Origin of the sequence: Paraburkholderia sp. FT54 (assembly GCF_031585635.1) — a bacterium.
In the GTDB taxonomy this organism is placed as follows: Bacteria; Pseudomonadota; Gammaproteobacteria; order Burkholderiales; family Burkholderiaceae; genus Paraburkholderia.
In genome coordinates this window covers 3,220,225-3,240,647 of the sequence record NZ_CP134195.1, presented here as the reverse complement: position 1 = coordinate 3,240,647, position 20,423 = coordinate 3,220,225, and the positions used below count along the sequence as shown (strand labels likewise).

At 65.9% G+C, this 20,423-nt stretch carries 18 protein-coding genes; 9 read left to right on the top strand and 9 right to left on the bottom strand.

What is annotated here, in order from left to right:
* Nucleotides 1-29: 29 nt before the first annotated feature.
* From RI103_RS15045 to cobC, 5 genes are read left to right on the top strand one after another with little or no spacing between them, the layout of a single operon-like run.
* Nucleotides 30-1,082, top strand: a complete 1,053-nt coding sequence (locus RI103_RS15045; protein ID WP_310812738.1) for an iron ABC transporter permease — start codon at nt 30-32, stop codon at nt 1,080-1,082.
* Complete coding sequence (locus tag RI103_RS15040; protein WP_409076986.1) at nt 1,082-1,921, top strand: ABC transporter ATP-binding protein; 840 nt, start codon at nt 1,082-1,084, stop codon at nt 1,919-1,921. Before RI103_RS15045 ends, RI103_RS15040 begins: the two co-directional genes overlap by 1 nt.
* Before the next feature lie 35 nt (nt 1,922-1,956).
* Complete coding sequence (cobT, locus tag RI103_RS15035; RefSeq protein WP_310812736.1) at nt 1,957-3,018, top strand: nicotinate-nucleotide--dimethylbenzimidazole phosphoribosyltransferase; 1,062 nt, start codon at nt 1,957-1,959, stop codon at nt 3,016-3,018.
* Nucleotides 3,019-3,060: 42 nt separating this feature from the next.
* Nucleotides 3,061-3,837 carry an adenosylcobinamide-GDP ribazoletransferase gene (locus tag RI103_RS15030; protein WP_310812735.1) on the top strand — a complete coding sequence of 259 codons (777 nt, stop codon included), beginning with the start codon at nt 3,061-3,063 and terminating at the stop codon, nt 3,835-3,837.
* On the top strand, nt 3,822-4,412 hold the full coding sequence (gene cobC / locus RI103_RS15025) for an alpha-ribazole phosphatase (RefSeq protein WP_310812734.1): 591 nt from the start codon (nt 3,822-3,824) through the stop codon (nt 4,410-4,412). Before RI103_RS15030 ends, cobC begins: the two co-directional genes overlap by 16 nt.
* Nucleotides 4,413-4,438: 26 nt before the next feature.
* On the opposite strand, the gene RI103_RS15020 is transcribed toward cobC, so the two are convergent.
* From RI103_RS15020 to cobU, 4 genes are read right to left on the bottom strand one after another with little or no spacing between them, the layout of a single operon-like run.
* The gene (locus tag RI103_RS15020; protein WP_310812733.1) at nt 4,439-5,350 is read right to left on the bottom strand and encodes a cobalamin-binding protein; all 912 of its coding nucleotides are present in this window, start codon (nt 5,348-5,350) and stop codon (nt 4,439-4,441) included.
* A gap of 57 nt (nt 5,351-5,407) precedes the next feature.
* Nucleotides 5,408-6,469, bottom strand: coding sequence for a threonine-phosphate decarboxylase CobD (cobD, locus tag RI103_RS15015; RefSeq protein ID WP_310812732.1), 1,062 nt, complete (start codon nt 6,467-6,469; stop codon nt 5,408-5,410).
* Nucleotides 6,462-7,397, bottom strand: coding sequence for an adenosylcobinamide-phosphate synthase CbiB (gene cbiB / locus RI103_RS15010; protein ID WP_310812731.1), 936 nt, complete (start codon nt 7,395-7,397; stop codon nt 6,462-6,464). Before cbiB ends, cobD begins: the two co-directional genes overlap by 8 nt.
* Entirely contained in the window at nt 7,397-7,951 is a 555-nt protein-coding gene (cobU, locus tag RI103_RS15005) for a bifunctional adenosylcobinamide kinase/adenosylcobinamide-phosphate guanylyltransferase (RefSeq protein ID WP_310812730.1), read from the bottom strand. Before cobU ends, cbiB begins: the two co-directional genes overlap by 1 nt.
* A 215-nt stretch (nt 7,952-8,166) precedes the next feature.
* Here cobU and RI103_RS15000 point away from each other — a divergent pair, with 215 nt between their 5' ends.
* On the top strand, nt 8,167-9,627 hold the full coding sequence (locus RI103_RS15000) for a cobyric acid synthase (protein ID WP_310815245.1): 1,461 nt from the start codon (nt 8,167-8,169) through the stop codon (nt 9,625-9,627).
* A 132-nt stretch (nt 9,628-9,759) separates the two neighbouring features.
* Here RI103_RS15000 and RI103_RS14995 read toward each other — a convergent pair whose 3' ends face one another.
* Nucleotides 9,760-10,179 (bottom strand): PaaI family thioesterase, encoded by a 420-nt coding sequence (locus tag RI103_RS14995; protein ID WP_310812729.1) that lies wholly within the window; start codon nt 10,177-10,179, stop codon nt 9,760-9,762.
* A gap of 219 nt (nt 10,180-10,398) precedes the next feature.
* Between RI103_RS14995 and RI103_RS14990 the strand changes: the two genes are divergently transcribed.
* The gene (locus RI103_RS14990) at nt 10,399-11,037 is read left to right on the top strand and encodes a ParA family protein (RefSeq protein ID WP_310812728.1); all 639 of its coding nucleotides are present in this window, start codon (nt 10,399-10,401) and stop codon (nt 11,035-11,037) included.
* Between the two features lie 201 nt (nt 11,038-11,238).
* On the opposite strand, the gene panD is transcribed toward RI103_RS14990, so the two are convergent.
* From panD to RI103_RS14970, 4 genes are all read right to left on the bottom strand, one after another.
* Entirely contained in the window at nt 11,239-11,625 is a 387-nt protein-coding gene (panD, locus tag RI103_RS14985) for an aspartate 1-decarboxylase (RefSeq protein WP_012432059.1), read from the bottom strand.
* A gap of 49 nt (nt 11,626-11,674) precedes the next feature.
* Nucleotides 11,675-12,508, bottom strand: coding sequence for a pantoate--beta-alanine ligase (gene panC, locus RI103_RS14980; protein ID WP_310812727.1), 834 nt, complete (start codon nt 12,506-12,508; stop codon nt 11,675-11,677).
* 186 nt (nt 12,509-12,694) lie between these two features.
* The gene (locus tag RI103_RS14975) at nt 12,695-13,570 is read right to left on the bottom strand and encodes a ScpA family protein (protein ID WP_310812726.1); all 876 of its coding nucleotides are present in this window, start codon (nt 13,568-13,570) and stop codon (nt 12,695-12,697) included.
* Between the two features lie 4 nt (nt 13,571-13,574).
* Entirely contained in the window at nt 13,575-13,760 is a 186-nt protein-coding gene (locus tag RI103_RS14970) for a DUF3460 family protein (protein WP_007175923.1), read from the bottom strand.
* 332 nt (nt 13,761-14,092) lie between these two features.
* On the opposite strand from RI103_RS14970, the gene RI103_RS14965 reads away from it, so the two are divergent.
* Nucleotides 14,093-15,928 carry an autotransporter assembly complex family protein gene (locus RI103_RS14965; protein WP_310812725.1) on the top strand — a complete coding sequence of 612 codons (1,836 nt, stop codon included), beginning with the start codon at nt 14,093-14,095 and terminating at the stop codon, nt 15,926-15,928.
* 28 nt (nt 15,929-15,956) lie between these two features.
* Entirely contained in the window at nt 15,957-20,411 is a 4,455-nt protein-coding gene (locus RI103_RS14960; protein WP_310812724.1) for a translocation/assembly module TamB domain-containing protein, read from the top strand.
* Nucleotides 20,412-20,423 lie beyond the last annotated feature (12 nt).

Genomic DNA, 20,423 nt, shown 5'->3' with positions numbered 1-20,423 from the left:
TCGTTGAGTTCGCGCGGATGAGCCGACCCATGAGCCGACACTCGAGTTCGATGCCCGCAACACTGCGCGTGATGAACGCCAGGCGCGCGGCCGCGATCTGGCTCGCGCTCGCGGGAATCGCGCTGGCGGTGCTGATGGCGTCGCTTGCGCTGGGCAGCGTGTCGCTCGCGCCGATGCGCGTGCTGGCGGCGCTGATGCCGCCGCATGCGCCGTCTGCCGGTACGCCTGACTTGGCCGTCGAGATCGTCCGCACGCTGCGTTTGCCGCGCGCGGTGGCGGGTTTCGCCTGCGGCGCGTTGCTTGCCCTGGCCGGCGCGTTGCTGCAGGTGCTGTTGCGCAATCCGCTGGCCGAACCCTACGTGTTGGGCGTGTCGGGCGGCGCGGCGACCTTCGCGCTGGTCGCGATGATCGCCGGCAGCGCATGGTGGATCGTCGACGCGAGCGCGTTCGCCGGTGCGTTCATGTCGATCCTGCTGGTGCTCGGCCTCGCGCGCCGCGAGTTGTGGCGCGGCGAACCGCAGGACACGTCGCCGCGTTTGCTGCTGACCGGCGCGGTGATCGCGGCGGGCTGGGGCGCGCTCATCACCTTGCTGCTCAACCTCGCGCCCGACAACCGCTTGCGCGGCATGCTGTTCTGGCTGACCGGCGATCTCAACGGCGGCGCAATGCCATGGACGGCGCTCGCCGCCCTCGTCATCGTGCTGGTTGCGATCGTGCCGGCTGCGCCGCGTCTGAATGTGCTGCTGCGTGGCGACGCCGCCGCGCAGGCGTTGGGCGTCGCGGTGATGCCGCTGCGCTTGCGGGTGTATCTGGTGGCATCGCTGGCCGCGGCCGCTGCGGTGACGACGGCGGGCACCATCGGCTTTGTCGGACTGGTCGTGCCGCACATGCTGCGGCTCGCGTTCGGCAACGATCAGCGCATGCTGCTGCCGGCCGCCGCGCTTAGCGGCGGTGTCGCGGTGATGGGCGCGGACCTGATCGCGCGCACCGTGATCGCGCCGGCGCAGTTGCCGGTCGGTGTGATTACATCGATCATCGGCGTGCCGGTGTTTCTGTGGATGCTGTTACGCAGGCGCCGATGATGCAAACCCATCAGGTCTCTCATGAATCCGCACTCAGCGCGCAACGTTTGACCTTGCGCATGGGCACGCGCACTTTGCTCGACGCCTTCACGCATACTTTCTACGCCGGCGAAATCTGGTGCATCGCAGGTCCGAACGGCGCGGGCAAGACGACGCTGCTCTCGACGCTCGCGGGTCTATTGCAGCCGTCGGCGGGACATGTCGAACTCGATGGTGTGCGCCTCGCCGACTGGCCGCCGCTGTCGCTCGCGCAGCGCCGCGCGCTGATGCCGCAAAGCGCGCCCGACGCATTCAGCACAAGCGTGCTCGATATCGTCATGCTGAACCGCTTCCCGCATCTCACCGGCTGGGGCTGGGAGCGCGAGGCCGATCGCGAGGCGGCGCACGCGGCGCTGGATCTGTTGGGCCTCGCCGCATTCGCCGCGCGTGATGTGCTGTCGCTGTCAGGCGGCGAGCGGCAACGCGTGGCGCTGGCGGCGGTGCTGTGCCAGGACGCGCCGTTATTGCTGCTCGACGAACCGTTGTCGCATCTCGATCTGCATCATCAGATCGACTGCCTCGAGGCGTTGACCGCGTGGACGCGCGAGCCTCGGCGTACAGTGATGTTTTCGTGCCACGACCTGAACCTCGCGCGCCGCTTCGCCACGCATGCGCTGCTGCTCGACGGCGCGGGCGGCGCGTATGCCGGGCCGGTGCACGACGTGTTGACCCCCACGCTGGCGAGCCGTGCATTCGGCTACCCGTTGGTTCTGATTCGCGACGGCGAGCATGAGGCGCTGATTCCCGCGCCGCGCGCGCGTCACGAATCGACTGCCGGTCATGACATACCGGCAGTCTGATCGCTTCATTCAAACATTCTCTTGCAGATACGCTCATGACTTCATTGCCACGCTTGCCCGGATTGCCCGAAGTCGAACCGCTCGATCAAACGCTGTGTGACGAGCTGCAGCACATCATCGATACCAAGACGAAGCCGCCCGGCAGTCTCGGCCGGCTCGAAACGCTCGCGCGTCAGATGGGCCTGATTCAGCGCACCCCACATCCCACCGTAACGCGCCCGGCGATGATCGTGTTCGCCGGCGACCACGGCGTCGCCGAGGAGGGCGTGAGCCCTTATCCGCAGGCGGTGACCGCGCAGATGGTCGCCAACTTCCTCGCGGGCGGCGCGGCGATCAACGCGTTGAGCCGCGTGTCGGGCATCGAGCTCGAAGTCGTCAACGCCGGCATCGCGACGCCGTTGCCATCCACCGCAGGTCTGGTCGACATTCCGGTCGCGGCCGGCACGCGTAACTTCGCGCGTGAACCGGCCATGACCCGCGACCAGGCACTCGCCGCGATGCACGCGGGCGCGGCGCGCGTGCGGCATCACGCGGCGCTCGGCACCAATGTGATCGGCTTCGGCGAGATGGGGATTGCGAACACCTCGGCAGCCGCGTGTCTGATGAGCCGCTTGTGCGGCGTGCCGATCGACGAATGCGTCGGCCGCGGCACGGGTCTCGACAACGCGGGACTCGCGAGGAAGCGCAACGTACTGGCCTCGGCGCTCGCGCATCACCCCGTGTCCACCGATCCGCTCGACGCGCTCGCCACCTTCGGCGGCTTCGAGATCGCGATGATGGCGGGCGCGTATCTCGCGGCCGCCGAGGCACGCATGACGATTCTGGTCGATGGCTTCATCGCGACCTCGGCCTTGCTGATCGCCGATGCCTTCGCGCCGAGCATGCGCGAGTACTGCGTGTTCGCGCATGCGTCGAACGAAGCAGGCCATCGGCGCATGCTCGATCATTTCGGCGCGCTGCCGTTGCTGTCGCTAGACATGCGCCTTGGCGAAGGCACCGGCGCGGCGCTCGCGGTGCCGCTGTTGCGCGCGGCATCGGCCTTCATCAACGAAATGGCGAGCTTCGAATCGGCCGGCGTCGCGGATCGCGATGCCTGATCCGCTTGATCCTTCACACCGAAACGCACGCCCGGCACACTCATGAATCCGCTCGCGGAACTGCGCTATTTCTTCACGGCGCTCGGCTATTTCACGCGCGTGCCCGTGCCGCGCTGGGTCGGCTATGAGCCGCATTATCTGAACGCGGCGGCGCGTTATTTTCCCCTCGTCGGCGTATTGGTCGGCGGATTGAGCGCGCTGGTCTATCTTGTCGCGCTGCGTGTGTTTCCTGCGGGCGTGGCGGTGCTGTTGTCGATGGCCGCGTCGCTGCTCGTGACCGGCGCGTTCCACGAAGACGGTCTCGCTGATTGCATCGATGCGTTCGGTGGCGCCTATACGCGCGAAGATGTATTGCGAATCATGCATGACTCGCGCATCGGCGCTTTCGGCGCCATCGCGCTCGTCATGGCGCTTGCATTGAAGTGGCAAACGCTCGCCGCGTTGCCGCCGATGCGCGCCGCTGGTCTGATGATTGCAGCGCATGCGGCAAGCCGGACCTGTGCGATCAGCTACCTGGCCACGCTCGATTACGTGCGCGCCGAAGGCAAGGCCAAACCGGTGGCGCAGCGCCTGAGCGCCGGTGCGTTCATCTGCGCCGCGCTATCCGGCTTGCCGTGGCTGCTGTGGCCGAATGGGCCCGGCGCCCCGGACTGGCGCTTCGCGGGCTCCGTGGTCGCGGTTCTGCTCGTGCTTCGCGTGGCAGTGGGCCGTTACTTCGTCAGACGCATCGGCGGTTATACCGGCGACTGCCTCGGCTTTGCGCAGCAAGTTTTTGAATTGAGCATCTACCTGGTGGGGCTCGCATGGATATCGTCCTGATTCGCCATCCCGCGGTCGCGCTCGAGGCGGGCGTGTGTTACGGCCACAGCGATGTGGCGCTCGCCGAGGACGCCGAGGTGTCGTCGACCGCGCTCGCCTTGAAGCTCGCGACGTTGCAGGTGCCCGCGCCACGTGTGCTGATGTCGAGTCCGCTGAAGCGCTGCTCGGCGCTTGCCGCCGAGTTGGCGAACGACTTCGGCTGTGTGATCAGCCACGACGACCGTCTGATGGAAATGAACTTTGGCGACTGGGAAGCGCAACGCTGGGACGCCATCGATCGCGAATTGCTCGACGACTGGGCGGCCAACTTCGAACACGCGCGCGCGCATGGCGGCGAAAGCGTGGCGCAGTTCGTCGCGCGGGTGCGTGCATGGCTCGATGCATTCGCGCTCACGCGTGAGTTGTCGCCGGCCTATGTGGTCACGCATGCGGGCGTGATGCGGGCGATTGCGTCGATCGTGCTGGACGTGCCGCTGGAGCGCTGTCTGCGATGGTCGCTGGATATGACCGGGATCGTCTGGTTGCGCAGGAACGATGGAACGCAGCAGTGGTCGTTGGTGCGGTGGAATGCGTGAGGGCGCCGAGGGTCATCGCCTTCGCATCACTGCGTGTTTGACTTCCTGCGTGAACGCGCTGCTTCGAGGTCCTCGCACATTTGCTTTGCGCCCTGCGCGATACGTGGCGCCGGGCGGTTGATCAGATCGCCGTCGATGGCAAAGAGATTGTTGTTCGCCACCGCGGTCAGGCCCGGCCATGCGCGCCATGTGCTGAGTTGCGGCAAGGTGGTATCCGGTCTGGTCGCGCCCGGCGCTGCTGTGAAGATCGCTTCCGGATTCGCCGCGAGCACCGCTTCGGTCGAGACGGTCGGCACCAGCGGCTCGAGTCCGGCGAACACGTTGCGGCCGCCGCACAGCGCGATCACGTCGCTGACCATATGGTCGCCGTTGAGCGTCATCAACGGTTGATCCCATACCTGATAGAACACGCTGACCGGCGGCCGGCTCGCATACTGGCTGCGCAGTTTCGCGATGTCCTGACGATACGCGCGCGCCGCCACATCCGCTGTGGATGACGTGCCGAGCAGTTGGCCGAGCTTCGTCAGCGACACGGCTACGTCGTCGAGATGACGCGGCTCGCTGAAGAACAACGGAATGTGCAACTCGCGCAGGCGATCGAGCTGACGCTGCGCATTGCCATGGCGCCACACCACGATCAGATCGGGCTTGAGCGCGACAATGCGCTCAAGGTCGAGTGCCTTGTTATCGCCGACGCGCGGCAACTGTTTCGCCTCGGGCGGATAGTCGCTGTACGACACGGCGCCGACCATCCTTGCGCTGCCGCCCGCGGCGTAAAGCAGTTCGGTGACGTGCGGCGCGAGGCTGATCACGCGTTGTGCGGGAGCGGACAGGGTGACAGTTGCGCCGGTGTCGTCGTTAACGGAGATGGCGGCGTGCGCGTGCAGCGCGTTGATGAAGAGCGCGGTGGCGATGGAGAAGCGGGCGAGTCGGTTCATCGGGCGAGGCTGCGGGGCGCGTCGTGATTGTCGGGTGAGGGTTTCGTTGTCTTTGAATCAGCCCGCTCGCGTAGCAGCGATCTCTCGTGCGGCTTCGTGCAAGCTCTCTTCGAAGCGAGTCCACTCGGCCTCGTTCGCAGGCAAGCCGAATCGAACGCTGCCCGACGAAGTGAACAGCCGTGTCCACACGCCGCGTCGTGCAAGCGCTTCATGCAGAGCGGCGGCGCGTGGGTCGTCGGTCCAGGCGAAGAGCGGCGTGCTGCGTGTGTCGAAGCCTTGCGCATGCAGCACGTCGACCAGTCGCGCGCTTTCGGCATCGAGCCGAATGCGCATGTGCCGTTGCCAGGCTTCATCGGCGAAGGCGGCTTTGACGGCGTGACGGGCCGGCCCACTGACGGTCCACGCGCCGAGCGTGCCGCGCAAACGCTGGAGCAACGCAGGCGCGCCGAGCGCGAACCCCGAGCGCGCGCCGGCAAGGCCGAAGAATTTCCCGGGCGAGCGCAACACGAGCAAGCCTTCGCGATGCGTGCTCGCCGCGAGCGACGCCGACGGCATCGTATCGGCAAAGGCTTCGTCGACCAGCAGCGTGCCGCCGCGCGCGCTCAACTGCGCGTGCCAGTGCAGCAGCGTGGCCGCGCTCAGATGCGCGGCGGTCGGATTATTCGGATTCACGACGACCACATGCGTGAGCGCGTCGGGCAACGTTTCGCAGGCGACATCGAGCGGCATCACTTCATGACCGCTGCGTTCGAATGCAGGCGCGTATTCGCTATACGTCAGCGGCGCGATGCCGACCCGTGCGCGCGGCAGCAGCGCAGGTAGCGCGCGAATCGCCGCCTGGCTGCCTGCCAGGGACAGCACATGCGCCGCATCGGGCGCGCCGTAGTAGCGCGCGGCGCAGGCGGCGAAATCGTCGCCATCGTCGGGCAGGCGGCGCCAGGCATCGGCGGGAATGGGCGGGACCGGATAGCCGTGCGGATTGATACCCGTCGACAGATCGAGCCATTGCGCGTGCGGAATGTCATAGCGCCTCGCTGCTTCATGCAGATTGCCGCCGTGCATGACCACGCCGGTTGCTGGGCAGGTTTCGTCCACGCGGCCGCTCACTGAATCAACCATGAAAGGGCACGCTCAACAGCGCGAGCACGATCAGCACCGCCAGCCACAAAATGACCGTGCGCTCGACCAGCATCAACGCGGCGCTCACGTGGCTGGCTTTGGCGGAATGCCCGAAACCGAGTGTCGGCCGGTGTTCGAGCGCGCCGTGATAGACCGCCGGGCCGCCGATCAGCACGTTCAGACTCCCTGCGCCGGAGGCCATTACCGGACCGGCGTTCGGGCTGTCCCAGCGCGGCGCCTGCTCGCGCCAGCAGCGCCACGCGGTGCGCGTGTCGCCGAGCAGCGCATAGCTGGCGGCGGTCAGACGCGCGGGAATCCAGTTGAGCACGTCGTCGATACGCGCGGCGGCCCAGCCGTAGCGCAAATAGCGCGGCGTGCGATAACCCCACATGGCATCGAGCGTGTTGGCGAGACGAAACCCGAGCGCGCCCGGACCGCCCGCGATGGCGAACCAGAACAGCGCGCCGAAGATCGCGTCGTTGCCGTTTTCGAGCGCGGATTCGACGGCAGCGCGCGATAACGCGCCTTCGTCGGCATCCGCGGTTTCGCGCGAGACGATGCGCGCGGTCAGCAAGCGTGCCTGGGCGAGATCGCGCTGCGCCAGTGCCTGCGCGATCGGCGCAATGTGCTCGTGCAGACTGCGCGCGCCGAGCGCGAACCACAGCAACAGGACATGCACCACGCAGGCCGCGAAAAACGGCAGCACGGCGACCAGACACCACGCGATCAGCACCGGCGGCATCACTGCCAGCGACCACGCCAGCAGTCCTTTGAGCCGCAAGCGCCGGCCGGTGTTGTAGCGCTTTTCCAGACGCATCGCCCATTTGCCGAAGCCCACCAGCGGATGAGCCGTGCGCGGCTCGCCGAACCAGCGGTCGACGACGACACCCGCGGTGGTCAGTGTCACGAGAAGCGGGAGCGACAGCATTATGCGTGGCTCGCGGTTTTCAGCGCGAGCGGCAAACCGGCGACCATCATCGTGGCCTGGGTGCTCAACGCGGCGATGCGCTGGTTGAGCCGCCCGAGTTCGTCGACGTAAAGACGCGTGGCCGCGCCGAGCGGCACCACGCCCAAGCCGATTTCGTTGCTGACCACGATGACCTTCCCTTGCGTGTTGACGAGCGCCGTTTCTAGCGCGGCGACATGCGCGTGATATCGATCGAGCGGGAGAGCATCGCCTTCGGGCGGACAGAGCAGATTGGCAAGCCACAGCGTCAGGCAATCGATCAGGATGCAGTGGCCGGGCGCGTCGGTTTGCGTCACGGCGCCGGCGAGATCGACGTCCGCTTCGAACAGTTGCCAATGCACCGGACGCCGCTCGCGATGGTGCGCGATGCGTGCGCTGAACTCGACGTCGTGCGCTACGCGTGCAGTGGCGATGTAGGTGACGGGCAGGGCGCTGTCGGTGGCAAGCTGTTCGGCGTGCACGCTCTTGCCCGAACGGGCGCCGCCGAGTACGAAGGTGAGGTCGCGGGGAGTCATCGCGTGATTGTACCGGCGTGCAGCGTGGGCCGGCGCGATGGGATAATGCCGCGTTCCATGCGTTGCGCCGCTGTACGACGGATGCGTTGCGGCTTGCTTTATCGCAACGGTCCGAATGATTGCCTGATTGATTGCCTGTTCACCGCCGAGCCCGAGATTCCGTGACCACCACTTCGACCCCGCCTGACGCCGTACCCGTGCCGCGCGGCACGCTGATGATTCAGGGCACCACGTCCGATGCCGGCAAGAGCACGCTGGTTGCCGGTCTGTGTCGGCTTGCGCGCCGCGCCGGGGTGCGGGTCGCGCCGTTCAAGCCGCAGAACATGGCGCTCAATAGCGCGGTGACCGTGGACGGCGGCGAGATCGGCCGCGCGCAGGCGTTGCAGGCTGTTGCCGCGGGCATTGCCGCGCACACCGATCTGAACCCGGTGCTGCTCAAGCCGACCAGCGACCGCGGCGCGCAGGTGATCATCCACGGCAAGGCGCGCATGAATCTCGACGCGCGTGCGTACCACGACTACAAACCCGTCGCGTTCGAAGCGGTGCTGCAATCGTATGCGCGTCTGCAGGCGGCGTATGAGACGATTTTTGTCGAAGGCGCGGGTAGTCCGGCCGAGATCAATCTGCGGGATCGCGACATCGCCAACATGGGTTTCGCGGAGGCTGTCGATTGTCCGGTCGTGCTGGTGGCCGACATCGACCGCGGCGGCGTGTTCGCTCATCTCACGGGCACGCTCGCGTGCCTGTCGGCGAGCGAGCAGGCGCGGGTGCGCGGCTTCATCATCAACCGCTTTCGCGGCGACGTCAGTTTGCTCAAGCCCGGTTTGGACTGGCTCGAAGCCAGGACCGGCAAGCCGGTGCTCGGCGTCGTTCCCTATCTGCACGGGCTGACGCTCGACGCCGAAGACATGCTGCCGCCCGAATTGCGCGCGGCGCACAGCGGCGGCGCGAGCCGCATGCTGCGGGTGGTCGTGCCGGTGCTGCCGCACATCAGCAATCACACGGATTTCGACGCGCTGCGCGCGCACCCGCAGGTCGATTTTCATTACGTACGAAGCGGCACACCGCCGCCACCGGCCGATCTGATCATCCTGCCGGGCTCGAAGAATGTGCCCGGCGATCTGGCGTTTCTGCGCGCGCAAGGCTGGGATGCGGTGCTGCAAAAGCATTTGCGTTACGGCGGCCGCGTGATCGGCATTTGCGGCGGCATGCAGATGCTCGGGCGCGAAGTGGCTGATCCGCATGGGGTGGAGGGCGCGCCGGGTACGTCCGCGGGACTTGGCTGGCTCGACTACTCGACGGTGCTCACGCGCGACAAGACGCTGAAGAATGTGACCGGACGCCTCGCGTTGCCCGGCTCGCCCGACGTGGCCGGCTACGAGATCCATATGGGCGAGACGCGCGGTCCGGCACTGGACCACCCCGCGCTGCAATTGGGCGACGCGCGGGCGGCGCATCCCGACGGCGCGATTTCCGCCGATGGACAGATTCTCGCGACTTACGTGCATGGTCTGTTCGACACGCCGGCCGCGTGCGCCGCGTTGCTCGCGTGGGCGGGTTTGAGCGATGCCGAGGAAATCGACTATCCGGCATTGCGGGAGGCGTCGCTGGAACGTCTCGCGGACACGCTGGCCGAGCACCTCGATCTGCCGAAGCTTTTTGCCGCGATTGGATAAGCGGGATCTGGCAGGAAGTCTTGATTAGATCGCAGTGGGGAACAATCAAGGCCTAGGCGTCGGTTTTTCGCTCCCTATGGTTCGAATGAAGTTCTGACATCGATTCCGTTCCCGGCCGCCTCTCTCGCCCAATCAATACAACACGATCTGCGTGCAACGAAACAGCGCCATTGTCTTGCCGTTCGGATCGGTGACTGTGGCGTCCCACACCTGCGTGCTGCGCCCGAGATGCACGCCCTTGGCGACCGCCCGAAGCGTCCCCTCCGTCGCCGTACCGAGAAAATTGCTTTTTAGCTCGACGGTCGTGAAATTACGCGCTGTCTCCGGCAGATGCGCGAGGCACGCGTAGCCACAGGCGGTGTCGGCGAGGCCGATTACGGTGGCGGCATGCAAAAAGCCGTTCGGCGCGAGCAATTCCTTGCGCACGGTCAATTCCGCGGTCAGGACGCCTTCTTCCAACGACAGCACACGCACGCCCAGCAAGTCGGGCAGCGAGCCTTTCTGGCGGTCATGGAGGTGTTCGACGGTGTATTCCGGGCGGAGTTTGCTCATGAAATTCGGTTCCTCGATGGAAAAATCAGCGGGTACGGCGGCCAATTACCCGTTTGGGGGCTTCGGCCAAAGTGCATTTGTCGATATTATCAACGGCTGGATCGACAGGTGGGTCTGAACCCGGCACGAGTCCGGCACAAACCGGGCACACTTGCGCATGTCAGAGCAACTACGCGGCAAACCGGCTGGCGGCGTCCAGCCTTCTTTCCGGGAGAATTCATGACGGTGATCGTGGTGGCGAATCCGAAGGGCGGCGTGGGTAAAAGCACGCTGTCGACCAATCTGGCCGGCTATTTCGCCGCGGCCGGCGAATGGGTCGCGCTGGCGGACCTGGACAAGCAGCATTCCGCGCACGCGTGGTTGTCGTTGCGGCCCGACACGCTGCCGCCCATCGAAACCTGGGAAATCAATCAGGATTCGCCGGCCAAACCGCCCAAAGGGCTGGAGCACGCCGTCATCGATACCCCGGCCGGGCTGCACGGCAATCGTCTGGGCATCGCGCTGGATCTGGCCGACAAGGTGATCGTGCCGCTCCAGCCGTCCATATTCGATATTCTCGCCACCCAGGAATTCCTCGAGCGGCTGGCCAAGGAGAAGGCGGTCAGGAAGGGCGCGATCGAAATCGGCGTGGTCGGCATGCGCGTCGATGCGCGCACGCGCTCGGCGGAGCAACTGCATCGCTTTGTCGAGGGTTTGAAACTGCCGGTGCTGGGCTTTTTGCGCGATACGCAGAATTACGTGCAACTGGCGGCTCACGGCCTGACCTTGTGGGACGTCGCGAAAAGCCGGGTGGAGAAGGATCTGGAGCAGTGGCAGCCGATCGTCGAATGGACTAACGGGACCGGCAAGAAGGGTTGAGGCGGCAGGGCAGGCGGTGTGCCGCCCGCTGGATGATGCAGCCCACGTTGCAAGTCCGCAGGGCTTCTTCGCGGGGCGCGCGTCAGCGGACTACGAGGTGCTCAGGTCCAGTTTTGCGTCTGACGCCCCCGCGCCGTGGCATACCCAACGGGGACCTCCGCGCGGTGAGCGTAACGAACGCTCAAGGCCACCACAGGGCGCTCACGTCCAATTTTGCGTCGGCACGTGATCGCGGCTGCCCTTGATCTTGTTGTTGTCGTCCACGAATACCAGGTCCGGCTTCCAGCCGGCCTTCAGTTCCGCTTCGTCCACCACCGCGAACGCCGCGATGATCACCAGATCGCCCAGCTGCGCGCGCCGCGCAGCCGAGCCGTTCAGCGAAATCATGCCGCTGCCGCGTTCGCCCTTGATCGCGTAGGTCGAGAAACGCTCGCCGTTGTTGATGTTCCAGATGTCGATCCGCTCGTTTTCGACGATGTTCGCCGCTTCCAGCAAATCTTCGTCGATCGCGCACGAGCCTTCGTAGTGCAATTCGCAGTGCGTGACGGCGACGCGGTGGATCTTCGACTTCAGCATGTTGCGTTGCATGACCAATCCTGTGAGATTTCTTTGCGTGTCTATGCGATCCAAGACGGCTTCAGATTTCGAGGTTGTCGATAAGACGCGTGGCGCCGAGCTTGGCGGCGGCCAGCACCACCAGTTCCGCGTTCGCGTCTTGCGGACCCGGCGGCAGCAGATTCGAGCGCTTGCGTACCGCGATGTAATCCGGCTGCCAGCCGCGTGCCGCGAGAGCCGCCATCGCGGCCTGTTCGATTTTCGCGAAGTCGCGGTCGCCAGCCAGCACGGCGTCGCGCACGCGATTCAACTCGGCGGCCAGCACCGGCGCCTCGGCGCGCTCGGCGGTCTGTAGATAGCGGTTGCGCGAGCTGAGCGCGAGGCCGTCGGCGTCACGCACGGTTTCGGCGGCGATGATGTCGGTGGGCAGCGCGAATTGGTGGCACATGCGGCGCACGATCATCAACTGCTGGTAATCCTTCTTGCCGAACACGGCGACGCGCGGCTGCACGCACGACATGAGCTTCATCACCACCGTGCACACGCCCTGGAAGAAGCCGGGCCGGAATTCGCCTTCGAGGATGTCGCCCAGATCGTGCGGCGGATGCACGCGATACTCCTGCGGCTCCGGATACAGATCTTTCTCGGTCGGCGCGAACAGCACGTAGACGTTTTCTTTCTGCAGCTTTTCGATGTCCGCTTCCATCGTGCGCGGGTATTTGTCGAAGTCTTCGTTCGGACCGAACTGCAGCCGGTTGACGAAGATGCTCGCCACGACCGGATCGCCGTGCTGGCGCGCGAGACGCATCAGCGACAGATGGCCCTCGTGCAGGTTGCCCATGGTCGGGACAAAGGCGGTGCGATTCTGGCCGCGCAACTGGTCGCGCAATTCATGGATCGAGCTGATGACTTTCATGATCGGACAGGGATTCCTCGCGCGGCGCGAGACTGGGTTGGACGCAAAACCCTTGGGATTGCGCGGCCCGCCGCCTCGCTGGTGATGACAGGTTCGGAGCGCGGGATTGTAGTGGATTTGCGCGCCTGCCGCACCTAAAAGAGGCAGCTTCGCCAGTCGCGCGGAATTGCGCCCCGTTTGAGGGCTTCAGGCGGGCAAATAGGCGAGGCGCACATAGATCGGTGCGAACGGTTCCGCCTGGGTGATTTCGACGAGCGATTCGCGGCACAGCTCGAGCACGGCGATGAAATTCACCACGACCACCGGCACGCCCTTGCTCGTGTCGAACAGATCGGAGAATTCGATAAAGCGCGCGTTCTGCAGCTGCCGCAGGATCGAGCTCATATGCTCGCGCACCGACAGCTCTTCGCGGGAAATCTTGTGATGCTGGACCAGCTTGGCGCGTTTGATCACGTCGGCCCACGCGGCGCGCAGGTCTTCGCTGTTCACGTCCGGAAAGCGCGGCGTGATGCTTTGCTCGATATAGACCTCGGCGCGCAGGAAGTCGCGCCCGAGTTGCGGCAACTGGTCGATGCGTTGTGCGGCGAGCTTCATCTGCTCGTATTCGAGCAGGCGCCGCACCAGTTCCGCGCGCGGATCCTCGGCTTCTTCACCGCTGTCGGCCTTCTTTACCGGCAGCAGCATGCGCGACTTGATCTCGATCAGCATCGCGGCCATGAGCAGATACTCGGACGCGAGTTCGAGATTGGTCTGGCGCAACTGGTCGACGTAGCCGAGGTACTGCACCGTGACGTCCGCCATCGGGATGTCGAGCACGTTGAAGTTCTGCTTGCGGATCAGGTACAGCAACAGATCCAGCGGTCCTTCGAACGTTTCGAGAAACACCTCGAGCGCGTCCGGCGGGATGTACAGATCCGTCGGCAGCTTGAAGAGCGGCTCGCCGTACAGGCGTGCGAATGCAATGCCGTCGACGATGTCCGGGGTGGAATCGGTGGCGGGCGCGGCGAGCGCGGTGTCGGCGGGGGCCGGCGGCGCGCCGTGGGCCTCGTCGGCGTGACTCACGCGCTTAGAAGTTTTGATAGTACGAGTAAGGCGTCTGTTCTACGCGCGAAGCTTTTTGCTCGGCGCGTTCTTCCAGATCGATCGGCTGTTTGTCCCACAGCAACGCGCGGCCGCGGCGTTGTTCGGCTTCCAGATTGGGCTTCTGTTGCTTGAGCTGGTTCAGGAACTGGGTGATGTCCGATTGATACATGGCTCGACGTCCGTGGTGTGGGAATTGGCGGCTGCCCGGCGCGCATGGGCGAGTTGCCTCGCGCTCGCGCGGTGCCGCTGCTATTTCATAATTTTACCGCATGCGCGAGGCGCGGTCGAAAAACGGCGACTAGACCGGGCGTGAGGTGCATGAAAATAGCTGGAACCCGCGCGGCGCGGCGTGCGTCGAAGGCGGGCGCCGCGCCCGCTGGCAAGCCGCGGACGCATTTATAGAGATCTCGCGGCGTCCCGCCGATGTGGTCAAATAGCGTGCTCCGGCCGCCGCGGTGCGCCTGAGCGACAAAATTCATCAACCATCGCCGGAGGTCCTGTTTGGCGGGGAGTGCGATCGACAAGCCGCGGCTGCGGCGCGGCAAGGCCGGTTCCGGGCGTGGGCATCGCACGCCCATGCGGCGCTGGCTGCGCGCGTGGCTCGCATTCAGCCTCGTCATGCTGACGCTGGCAAGCGGCAACGCCCATGCCGCGAAGGCGGCAGCCAGCTACAAGGTCGATATCGAAGCCACGCCGCGCTCGTTGCGCAAGCTGCTCGAAGCGCATCTGGATATCGCGCGGTTCGCCAAGCGCCCCGACATCAGCGAGGACCAGTTCGAGTTCCTGATTACCGCCACGCCCCAGCAGGTGCGCGATCTGGCCTCCACGCAGGGCTATTTCACGCCGGTCGTGCGCACGGACGTGCGCACCATCGACAATGCGAAGCGCGTCACGGTGAGCGTCGATCCGGGTCCGCAGACCGTCGTCTCGTCGATTTCGCTATCGTTTCGCGGGCCGGTGCTGACCGAGGCGCCTGAGCAGGAAAACGCCGCGCGCTTCGCGTTTTCGCTGCACGAAGGCGATCCGTTCTCGCAGGGCGACTGGGACGACGCGAAGAACGCGGCGCTGAGGGCGTTGCAGGCGCGCCGCTATCTGGGCGCCAGGATTTACCACTCCGAGGCGCGAGTCGATCCGCGCACGCACGAGGCCACGCTGTCGGTCACCTACGACAGCGGCCCGACTTTCACGATGGGCAAGCTCGACGTATCGGGCACGCGGCGCTATCCGGAACAGATCGTTGAGAACGTGAATCCGATCTCCGAGGGTGATATCTACGACGTTCAGCGCATCACCGAATTGCAGCGGCAGTTGCAGAACACGCCGTACTACGCGAGCGTCGCGATCGACGTGGGCAGCGACCCGGCCAAACCGGTCGACACGCCGGTGCACGTGAAGGTGTCGGAATATCCGTACAACAGCATTCGAGGCGGGGTGGGTTACTCGACGGACAACGGTCCGCTGGTCCAGGGTGCCTATTCGTATCTCGACACGTTCGGCAAAGCGTGGCCGTTCACCATCCAGGGCCGCGTCGACCAGATCCAGCAATACGGGCAAATTGAGCTCGCCATGCCGCCGGGAAAGCGTGCGTGGACCAATAGCGTGCTGGCGTCCTACACCACGACCGACGTTTCCGACACGCGCATTTACAGTATCCGTGGCGGCGTGCAGCGGGCCCGGACCTCGCAATTCATCGACTACAACTACTCGCTCCTGTACTACCAGGACCGGCTCGATCAGAACTCGGCGGCGCCGACCACGAGCCGCGCGCTCGTGCCGTCCTGGTCGTGGACCCGGCGCAATACCGACGACCCGTTGTTTCCGCGCAGCGGCAACCTGATTCACGTCGAGGCGGGGTTCGCGGTCAAAGGCGCGCTGACCGACCAGACCTTCATTCGCGGCTACGCGCGCGGCCAGCAGTATCTGCCGATCGGCAAGGAAGACCTCGTGCTGTTTCGCGCCGAACTCGGCGGCGTGTTCACGAGCGGCCCTTCGAGCGGCATTCCGGCCTCGCTGCTGTTTCGCGCGGGCGGTTCGAATTCGGTGCGCGGCTATGGCTATCAGAGTATCGGTAACAACGTCGACGGTTCGGTGCTGCCCACCAAGTACCTCGTCACGGGAACGGCCGAGTACCAGCACTGGTTCACCCACGACTGGGGCGCGGCCGCGTTCTTCGACGTCGGCACCGCCACGGACACATGGGGCGAGAAAGTCTTTTACCCCGGCGTCGGCGTCGGGGCGCGCTGGCGCAGCCCGGTCGGCCCGGTCAACGTCGATGTCGCGTACGGCATACGCAACAACAGCGTGCGGCCGTATCTGACGCTCGGCATCGCCTTCTGATGAATACCTGCTTTCACATGATCCACGCATGACCACGGACGTTTCCGCCCAACCTCCCGCGCAGCCGCCCGGCGCTCAACCGCCAGGACAGCCGCCGCCATCCGAGGCGCCGCCGCCCAGGCGCCGGCTCGGCCGGTTGCTGCTGAAAACGTTCGCGTGGACGACGGCCGTTCTGGTGTTGTTCCTCGCGTTGGCCGTGGGTTTGCTGTACGGCGCGTTGACCACCGAGCGCGGCACCGCCTATGCGTGGCAGGCGGCGGTGAAGCTGCTTGGCGGCAAGCTGAGCGGCACGCTCGAGCGCGGCGCCCTCGCCAACGGCCTGCAATTGCGGCAGGTGCGCTGGCGCAGCCTCGACGGCAGCGGCACCGATATTCAGATCGACCGCGTGGCGGGCCGCTGGGCGCTGGCGCGCGAGCCGTGGCGCTTCACCATCGACTATCTGCATGTCGGCACAGTGGACGCGCGTGTCGGTTCTTCGTCGTCGAGCAGCAGCGGGCCGGTGAAGCTGCCGCAAGACTTGCGCTTGCCGATGCAGCTCGACGTCCGCGACGTCCAGGTCGACAAGCTGTTGCTGCATCAAGGCGCGTCGACGACCGAATTTTCGCGCTTCGTCTTTCATGGGCGTAGCGACGGGCGCCACCACGAGGCCGCGATCGAGCGCTTGGACACGCCATTCGGCGCGGTGACGGCGGCAGCCAAACTCGACGGCGTGCGGCCGTTTCCGCTGAGCGGAGACATCGGCTATTCGGGCAAGGTCAATGACGAAGCGGTGCAGGTGGGCGGCCATCTGAGCGGCTCGTTGGAGAATCTCATCGCGGAACTCGATGCAAGCGGCATGAAGCTCGCCGGTCATGCGCGGGTCGAGGCCACGCCGTTCGGCGACGTGCCTTTACAGCGCGCGACGCTGACTTTCGATCACATCAACCCGCAGGCTTTTGCGCCCGGCGCGCCGCTAGCTGATCTGGCCGTGAGGGCGGAATTGCAGCCGGTGGGGCAGGATGCGGTGGCGGAGGTCGCGTTGGGGGCCAGTGGAGCAACCGGGGCAATCGGGGCAACTGGGGCAACCGGCGCGAGTGCGGCGAGTGCGGCAAGTGCGGCGAGTACGGCGAATACCGCGAGTGCGACCGGTGCGACAAGTGCCGGCCGCGCTGCCAGCCAAAGCGCGCTTGCGGGCGCAAGCAAACCCGCCAGCGCGACGCAACCGCCCCTGGCCGGAAACAGCAAAGCCGACGCCAATCCGGGCACCAGCGCCAAATCCGCGGCAACTTTCGCCGTCACCGGCCACGTTTCGATCGTCAACGCCAAACCTGGCGCGATCGACCAGAACCTGTTGCCGCTAATCGACGCCAACGCTGACGTGCGGCTAGACGCCCAAGCGCAGCGCATCTCGAACCTCAACGTGCGGCTGGTGAAGAACGCCACGCTCACCGGCCGCGGCACGCTAGCCGGTAAGCGCGGCCAGTTCGACCTGCAGGTCGCCCGACTCGACCTGAATGCGCTGCAAGCAACGGTGCGGCCCACTCAGCTTTCCGGCCCCATCGGCGTCCGCTTGAACGACGATGTGCAAAGCCTCACCATCGATCTCGCCGACCCGAAAGCGGCGCTGCGCGCCCAGGGCAAGGTGACATTCGATCCCGCCCGGACGAGCTTCAACGACGTGCGCATCACGTCGGGCAAAGGCCGCATCGACCTGTCCGGCGCGTTGAAGCACGACGCGAATTCCACCTACAACCTGAAGGCGCAACTGACCGATTTCGATCCGTTGACGCTGGCTTCGCAGATGCCGTCGCGCACGCCGGCGACCGGAGCGGCGTCGGGCGCGAGCGGCGCCAGCAACAGCAAAACCGCGCAGGCCACCGCGCAAGTGGGCAGCACGGCCGGCGCAAAAAGCGCGGCGCCCGCCGACAAAGCCGCCGCCGCCGTGAAAAATACCGCCAGGGCGGCGGTCAAAGCCGAAGTGGTCCAGCGCAAAACGCCGGCGCCGAATCGCGGCGCGCCGCCCGCCCGCAAGATCGAGGCACGCGTGAACGGCACGCTCACGGCGGCCGGCGTGCTCGGGCCGGTCTTCACGACCAAGGCCGAATTCAAGCTCGGACCGAGCGTCTACGACGGCCTGCCGTTGACCGGCGGCGGCACCATCCAACTGGCGGGCTCGCGCATTCTGCCTAGCCGCGCAAACCTCTCCGTTGCTGGTAACCAGGTGGATCTGCAAGGCAGCTTCGGGGCACGCGGCGACCGGCTGAAGTTTCGCGTCGACGCGCCGGAACTGGAGCGCCTCGGCTTCGGTCTCGCGGGACTCGTCGCGGCCGATGGCGACATCACCGGTTCGTTCGCGCATCCGAACGTCGTGCTGAACTACAAGGCCGACAGCGTCGTGTTCAGCAGCAACCGCATCGGCCATGCGGAAGGGCACGCCGAACTGCGCGACGGCGCGAACGGCGCGCTCGTCTTCACCACCGACGCGCGCAATCTCAGCGCGGGCGGCGTCGATCTGAACGTGCTCACGGCGCGTCTGTCCGGCACGCGCGCCAATCACACGCTCGAGGCCTCCGCCACCGGCAAGCTGCAGGACCGTCCGCTCGATCTCACGCTCGCCGCCAACGGCAAGCTGACTGAAGCGCGCGACGGCACGCGCTGGGATGGCACCGTCACCCGACTGCAGAACCGCGGCATACCGGCGTTGAATCTCGAGTCACCGCTCGCTGTCAGCGCCGGGCCGAACCGCCTGACGCTCGGCACGACGCGGCTCACGCTCGAAGGCGCGGTGCTGAGCCTGAAAACCTTCGCCTTCGACCACGGCAAGGTTCAGTCGGCAGGCAGTCTGACTGGCATCTCGGTCGCGCGGTTGCAGGACCTGCGCCGTGAGATCACGGGCGAGCCGCCGCATGTCAAAACGGATCTCGTGTTCGACGGCGACTGGGACTTCACGCTCGGCAGCACGGCGACCGGCCACATCCAGTTGCAGCGCCGCAGCGGCGACGTCACGGTCGAAATCGGCCGGGGCCTCGCTTCGCTGGGCATTACGAATATCGCCGCGCGCGCCGAATTCAGCGGCGGCAATCGGCTCAATGCCACCTTGCACGCGCAGGCGAGCCGCATCGGCGTGATCGACGCCGACGCGCACACCACGCTCGTGATGCGCGACGGCTTCCTGACCGTCAACGAAGAAGGCGCGCTCAACGGCAATGTGAACGCCAACGTGCCGTCGCTGAAAACGACCGGCGGCCTGTTCGGTCCGAGCTATCTGCTTGACGGCCACCTCGCGCTCAAACTCGCGCTCGAGGGCACGGTCGCCAAGCCGAACCTGACCGGCTCGCTGCTCGGCGACGGCCTTTCCGCGACGATGGTCGATCAGGGCGTGCAATTGAAGGACGGCGTGGTGCGCGTCGCGCTTTCGCACAATCTGGTGGACTTCCAGCAGGTCGAATTTCACGGCGCGAGCGGCACCTTGCGCGCGACCGGCCGCGTGCGTCTGGATGGCGACCAGCCGGATATGACCGCGAGCATCGTCGCGGATAAGCTCGAATTGTTCGCGGCGCCGGATCGCAATCTGTCGCTGTCGGGCAGCGCGAGCGTCGCGAATGCCGGCGCGCAGGGCGGCATGGCGATCAACGGCAAATTCGTGGTCGATCACGCATTGTTCGACATGCCGGAGCAGTCCGCGCCGAAGCTCGGCGACGACGTCGTGGTGGTGCGCCCGGACGGTTCGGTGGCGGGCGAGCGGCCGCGGCCCGTGCCGGGCACCAACAAGCCGATCGGCCCGTTCGCGCCGCGCGCCAATATCGACATCAGCCTCGGCAACGACTTCCGCTTCCGCGGCCAGGGCGCCGACCTGGGCCTGACCGGCACGATCACCGCAATGAGCGCGCCGAATCTGCCGCTGCGCGCGGTGGGGAACGTGCGCGTCACTCCGGGCTCGACCTACACGGCGTTCGGCCGCAAGCTCAACATTGAGAACGGCTTCTTCACGTTCAACGGGCCGGTGGCCAATCCCGGCATCAATATTCTGGCCATGCGCCGCAATCAGCAGGTCGAGGCGGGCGTGCAGGTCACAGGCACGGTTCAATTCCCCACGGCGAAGCTGGTGTCGGAGCCGAGCGTGCCGGATAACGAAAAGCTCTCGTGGCTGCTGTTCGGCCACGGTACGGATCAGGGCAATAACCTCGGTCAGCAAAGCACCATGACGACGGCGCTCGCCTTGCTTGGCAGCGCGAGCGGCAAGCGGATCGCGCAGACCTTCGGGCTCGACGAGTTTTCGATCGGACGAAGCGAAGTCGGGCTGACCGATCCGCAAGTGGTGATGGTGTCGAAGGCGATCAACGAGTGGCTCGTGATCGGTTACGAACAGGGGCTGCAGTCGGCGAGCAATGCGATCAAGGCGACCGTCAACCTGACGCGGTACTGGTCGGTCGCGGCTTACGGCGGCACGTTCGACGGCGTCGATCTGCTTTACACGCGGCGCTTCGACCGGATCCGGTGGTGATGGGCTGATCGG

Bases quoted from the DNA above. Each gene is read 5' to 3' on its own strand.
- RI103_RS14990 (WP_310812728.1), top strand. From the start codon at position 10,399: ATGACGGTGATCGTGGTGGCGAATCCGAAGGGCGGCGTGGGTAAAAGC.
- cobC (WP_310812734.1), top strand. From the start codon at position 3,822: ATGGATATCGTCCTGATTCGCCATCCCGCGGTCGCGCTCGAGGCGGGC.
- cbiB (WP_310812731.1), bottom strand. From the start codon at position 7,397: ATGCTGTCGCTCCCGCTTCTCGTGACACTGACCACCGCGGGTGTCGTC.
- cobT (WP_310812736.1), top strand. From the start codon at position 1,957: ATGACTTCATTGCCACGCTTGCCCGGATTGCCCGAAGTCGAACCGCTC.
- RI103_RS14995 (WP_310812729.1), bottom strand. From the start codon at position 10,179: ATGAGCAAACTCCGCCCGGAATACACCGTCGAACACCTCCATGACCGC.
- RI103_RS15045 (WP_310812738.1), top strand. From the start codon at position 30: ATGAGCCGACACTCGAGTTCGATGCCCGCAACACTGCGCGTGATGAAC.
- RI103_RS14960 (WP_310812724.1), top strand. From the start codon at position 15,957: ATGACCACGGACGTTTCCGCCCAACCTCCCGCGCAGCCGCCCGGCGCT.
- RI103_RS14970 (WP_007175923.1), bottom strand. From the start codon at position 13,760: ATGTATCAATCGGACATCACCCAGTTCCTGAACCAGCTCAAGCAACAG.
- RI103_RS15030 (WP_310812735.1), top strand. From the start codon at position 3,061: ATGAATCCGCTCGCGGAACTGCGCTATTTCTTCACGGCGCTCGGCTAT.
- panD (WP_012432059.1), bottom strand. From the start codon at position 11,625: ATGCAACGCAACATGCTGAAGTCGAAGATCCACCGCGTCGCCGTCACG.
- cobU (WP_310812730.1), bottom strand. From the start codon at position 7,951: ATGACTCCCCGCGACCTCACCTTCGTACTCGGCGGCGCCCGTTCGGGC.
- RI103_RS15000 (WP_310815245.1), top strand. From the start codon at position 8,167: ATGATTCAGGGCACCACGTCCGATGCCGGCAAGAGCACGCTGGTTGCC.
- cobD (WP_310812732.1), bottom strand. From the start codon at position 6,469: ATGGTTGATTCAGTGAGCGGCCGCGTGGACGAAACCTGCCCAGCAACC.
- RI103_RS15020 (WP_310812733.1), bottom strand. From the start codon at position 5,350: ATGAACCGACTCGCCCGCTTCTCCATCGCCACCGCGCTCTTCATCAAC.
- RI103_RS15040 (WP_409076986.1), top strand. From the start codon at position 1,082: ATGCAAACCCATCAGGTCTCTCATGAATCCGCACTCAGCGCGCAACGT.
- panC (WP_310812727.1), bottom strand. From the start codon at position 12,508: ATGAAAGTCATCAGCTCGATCCATGAATTGCGCGACCAGTTGCGCGGC.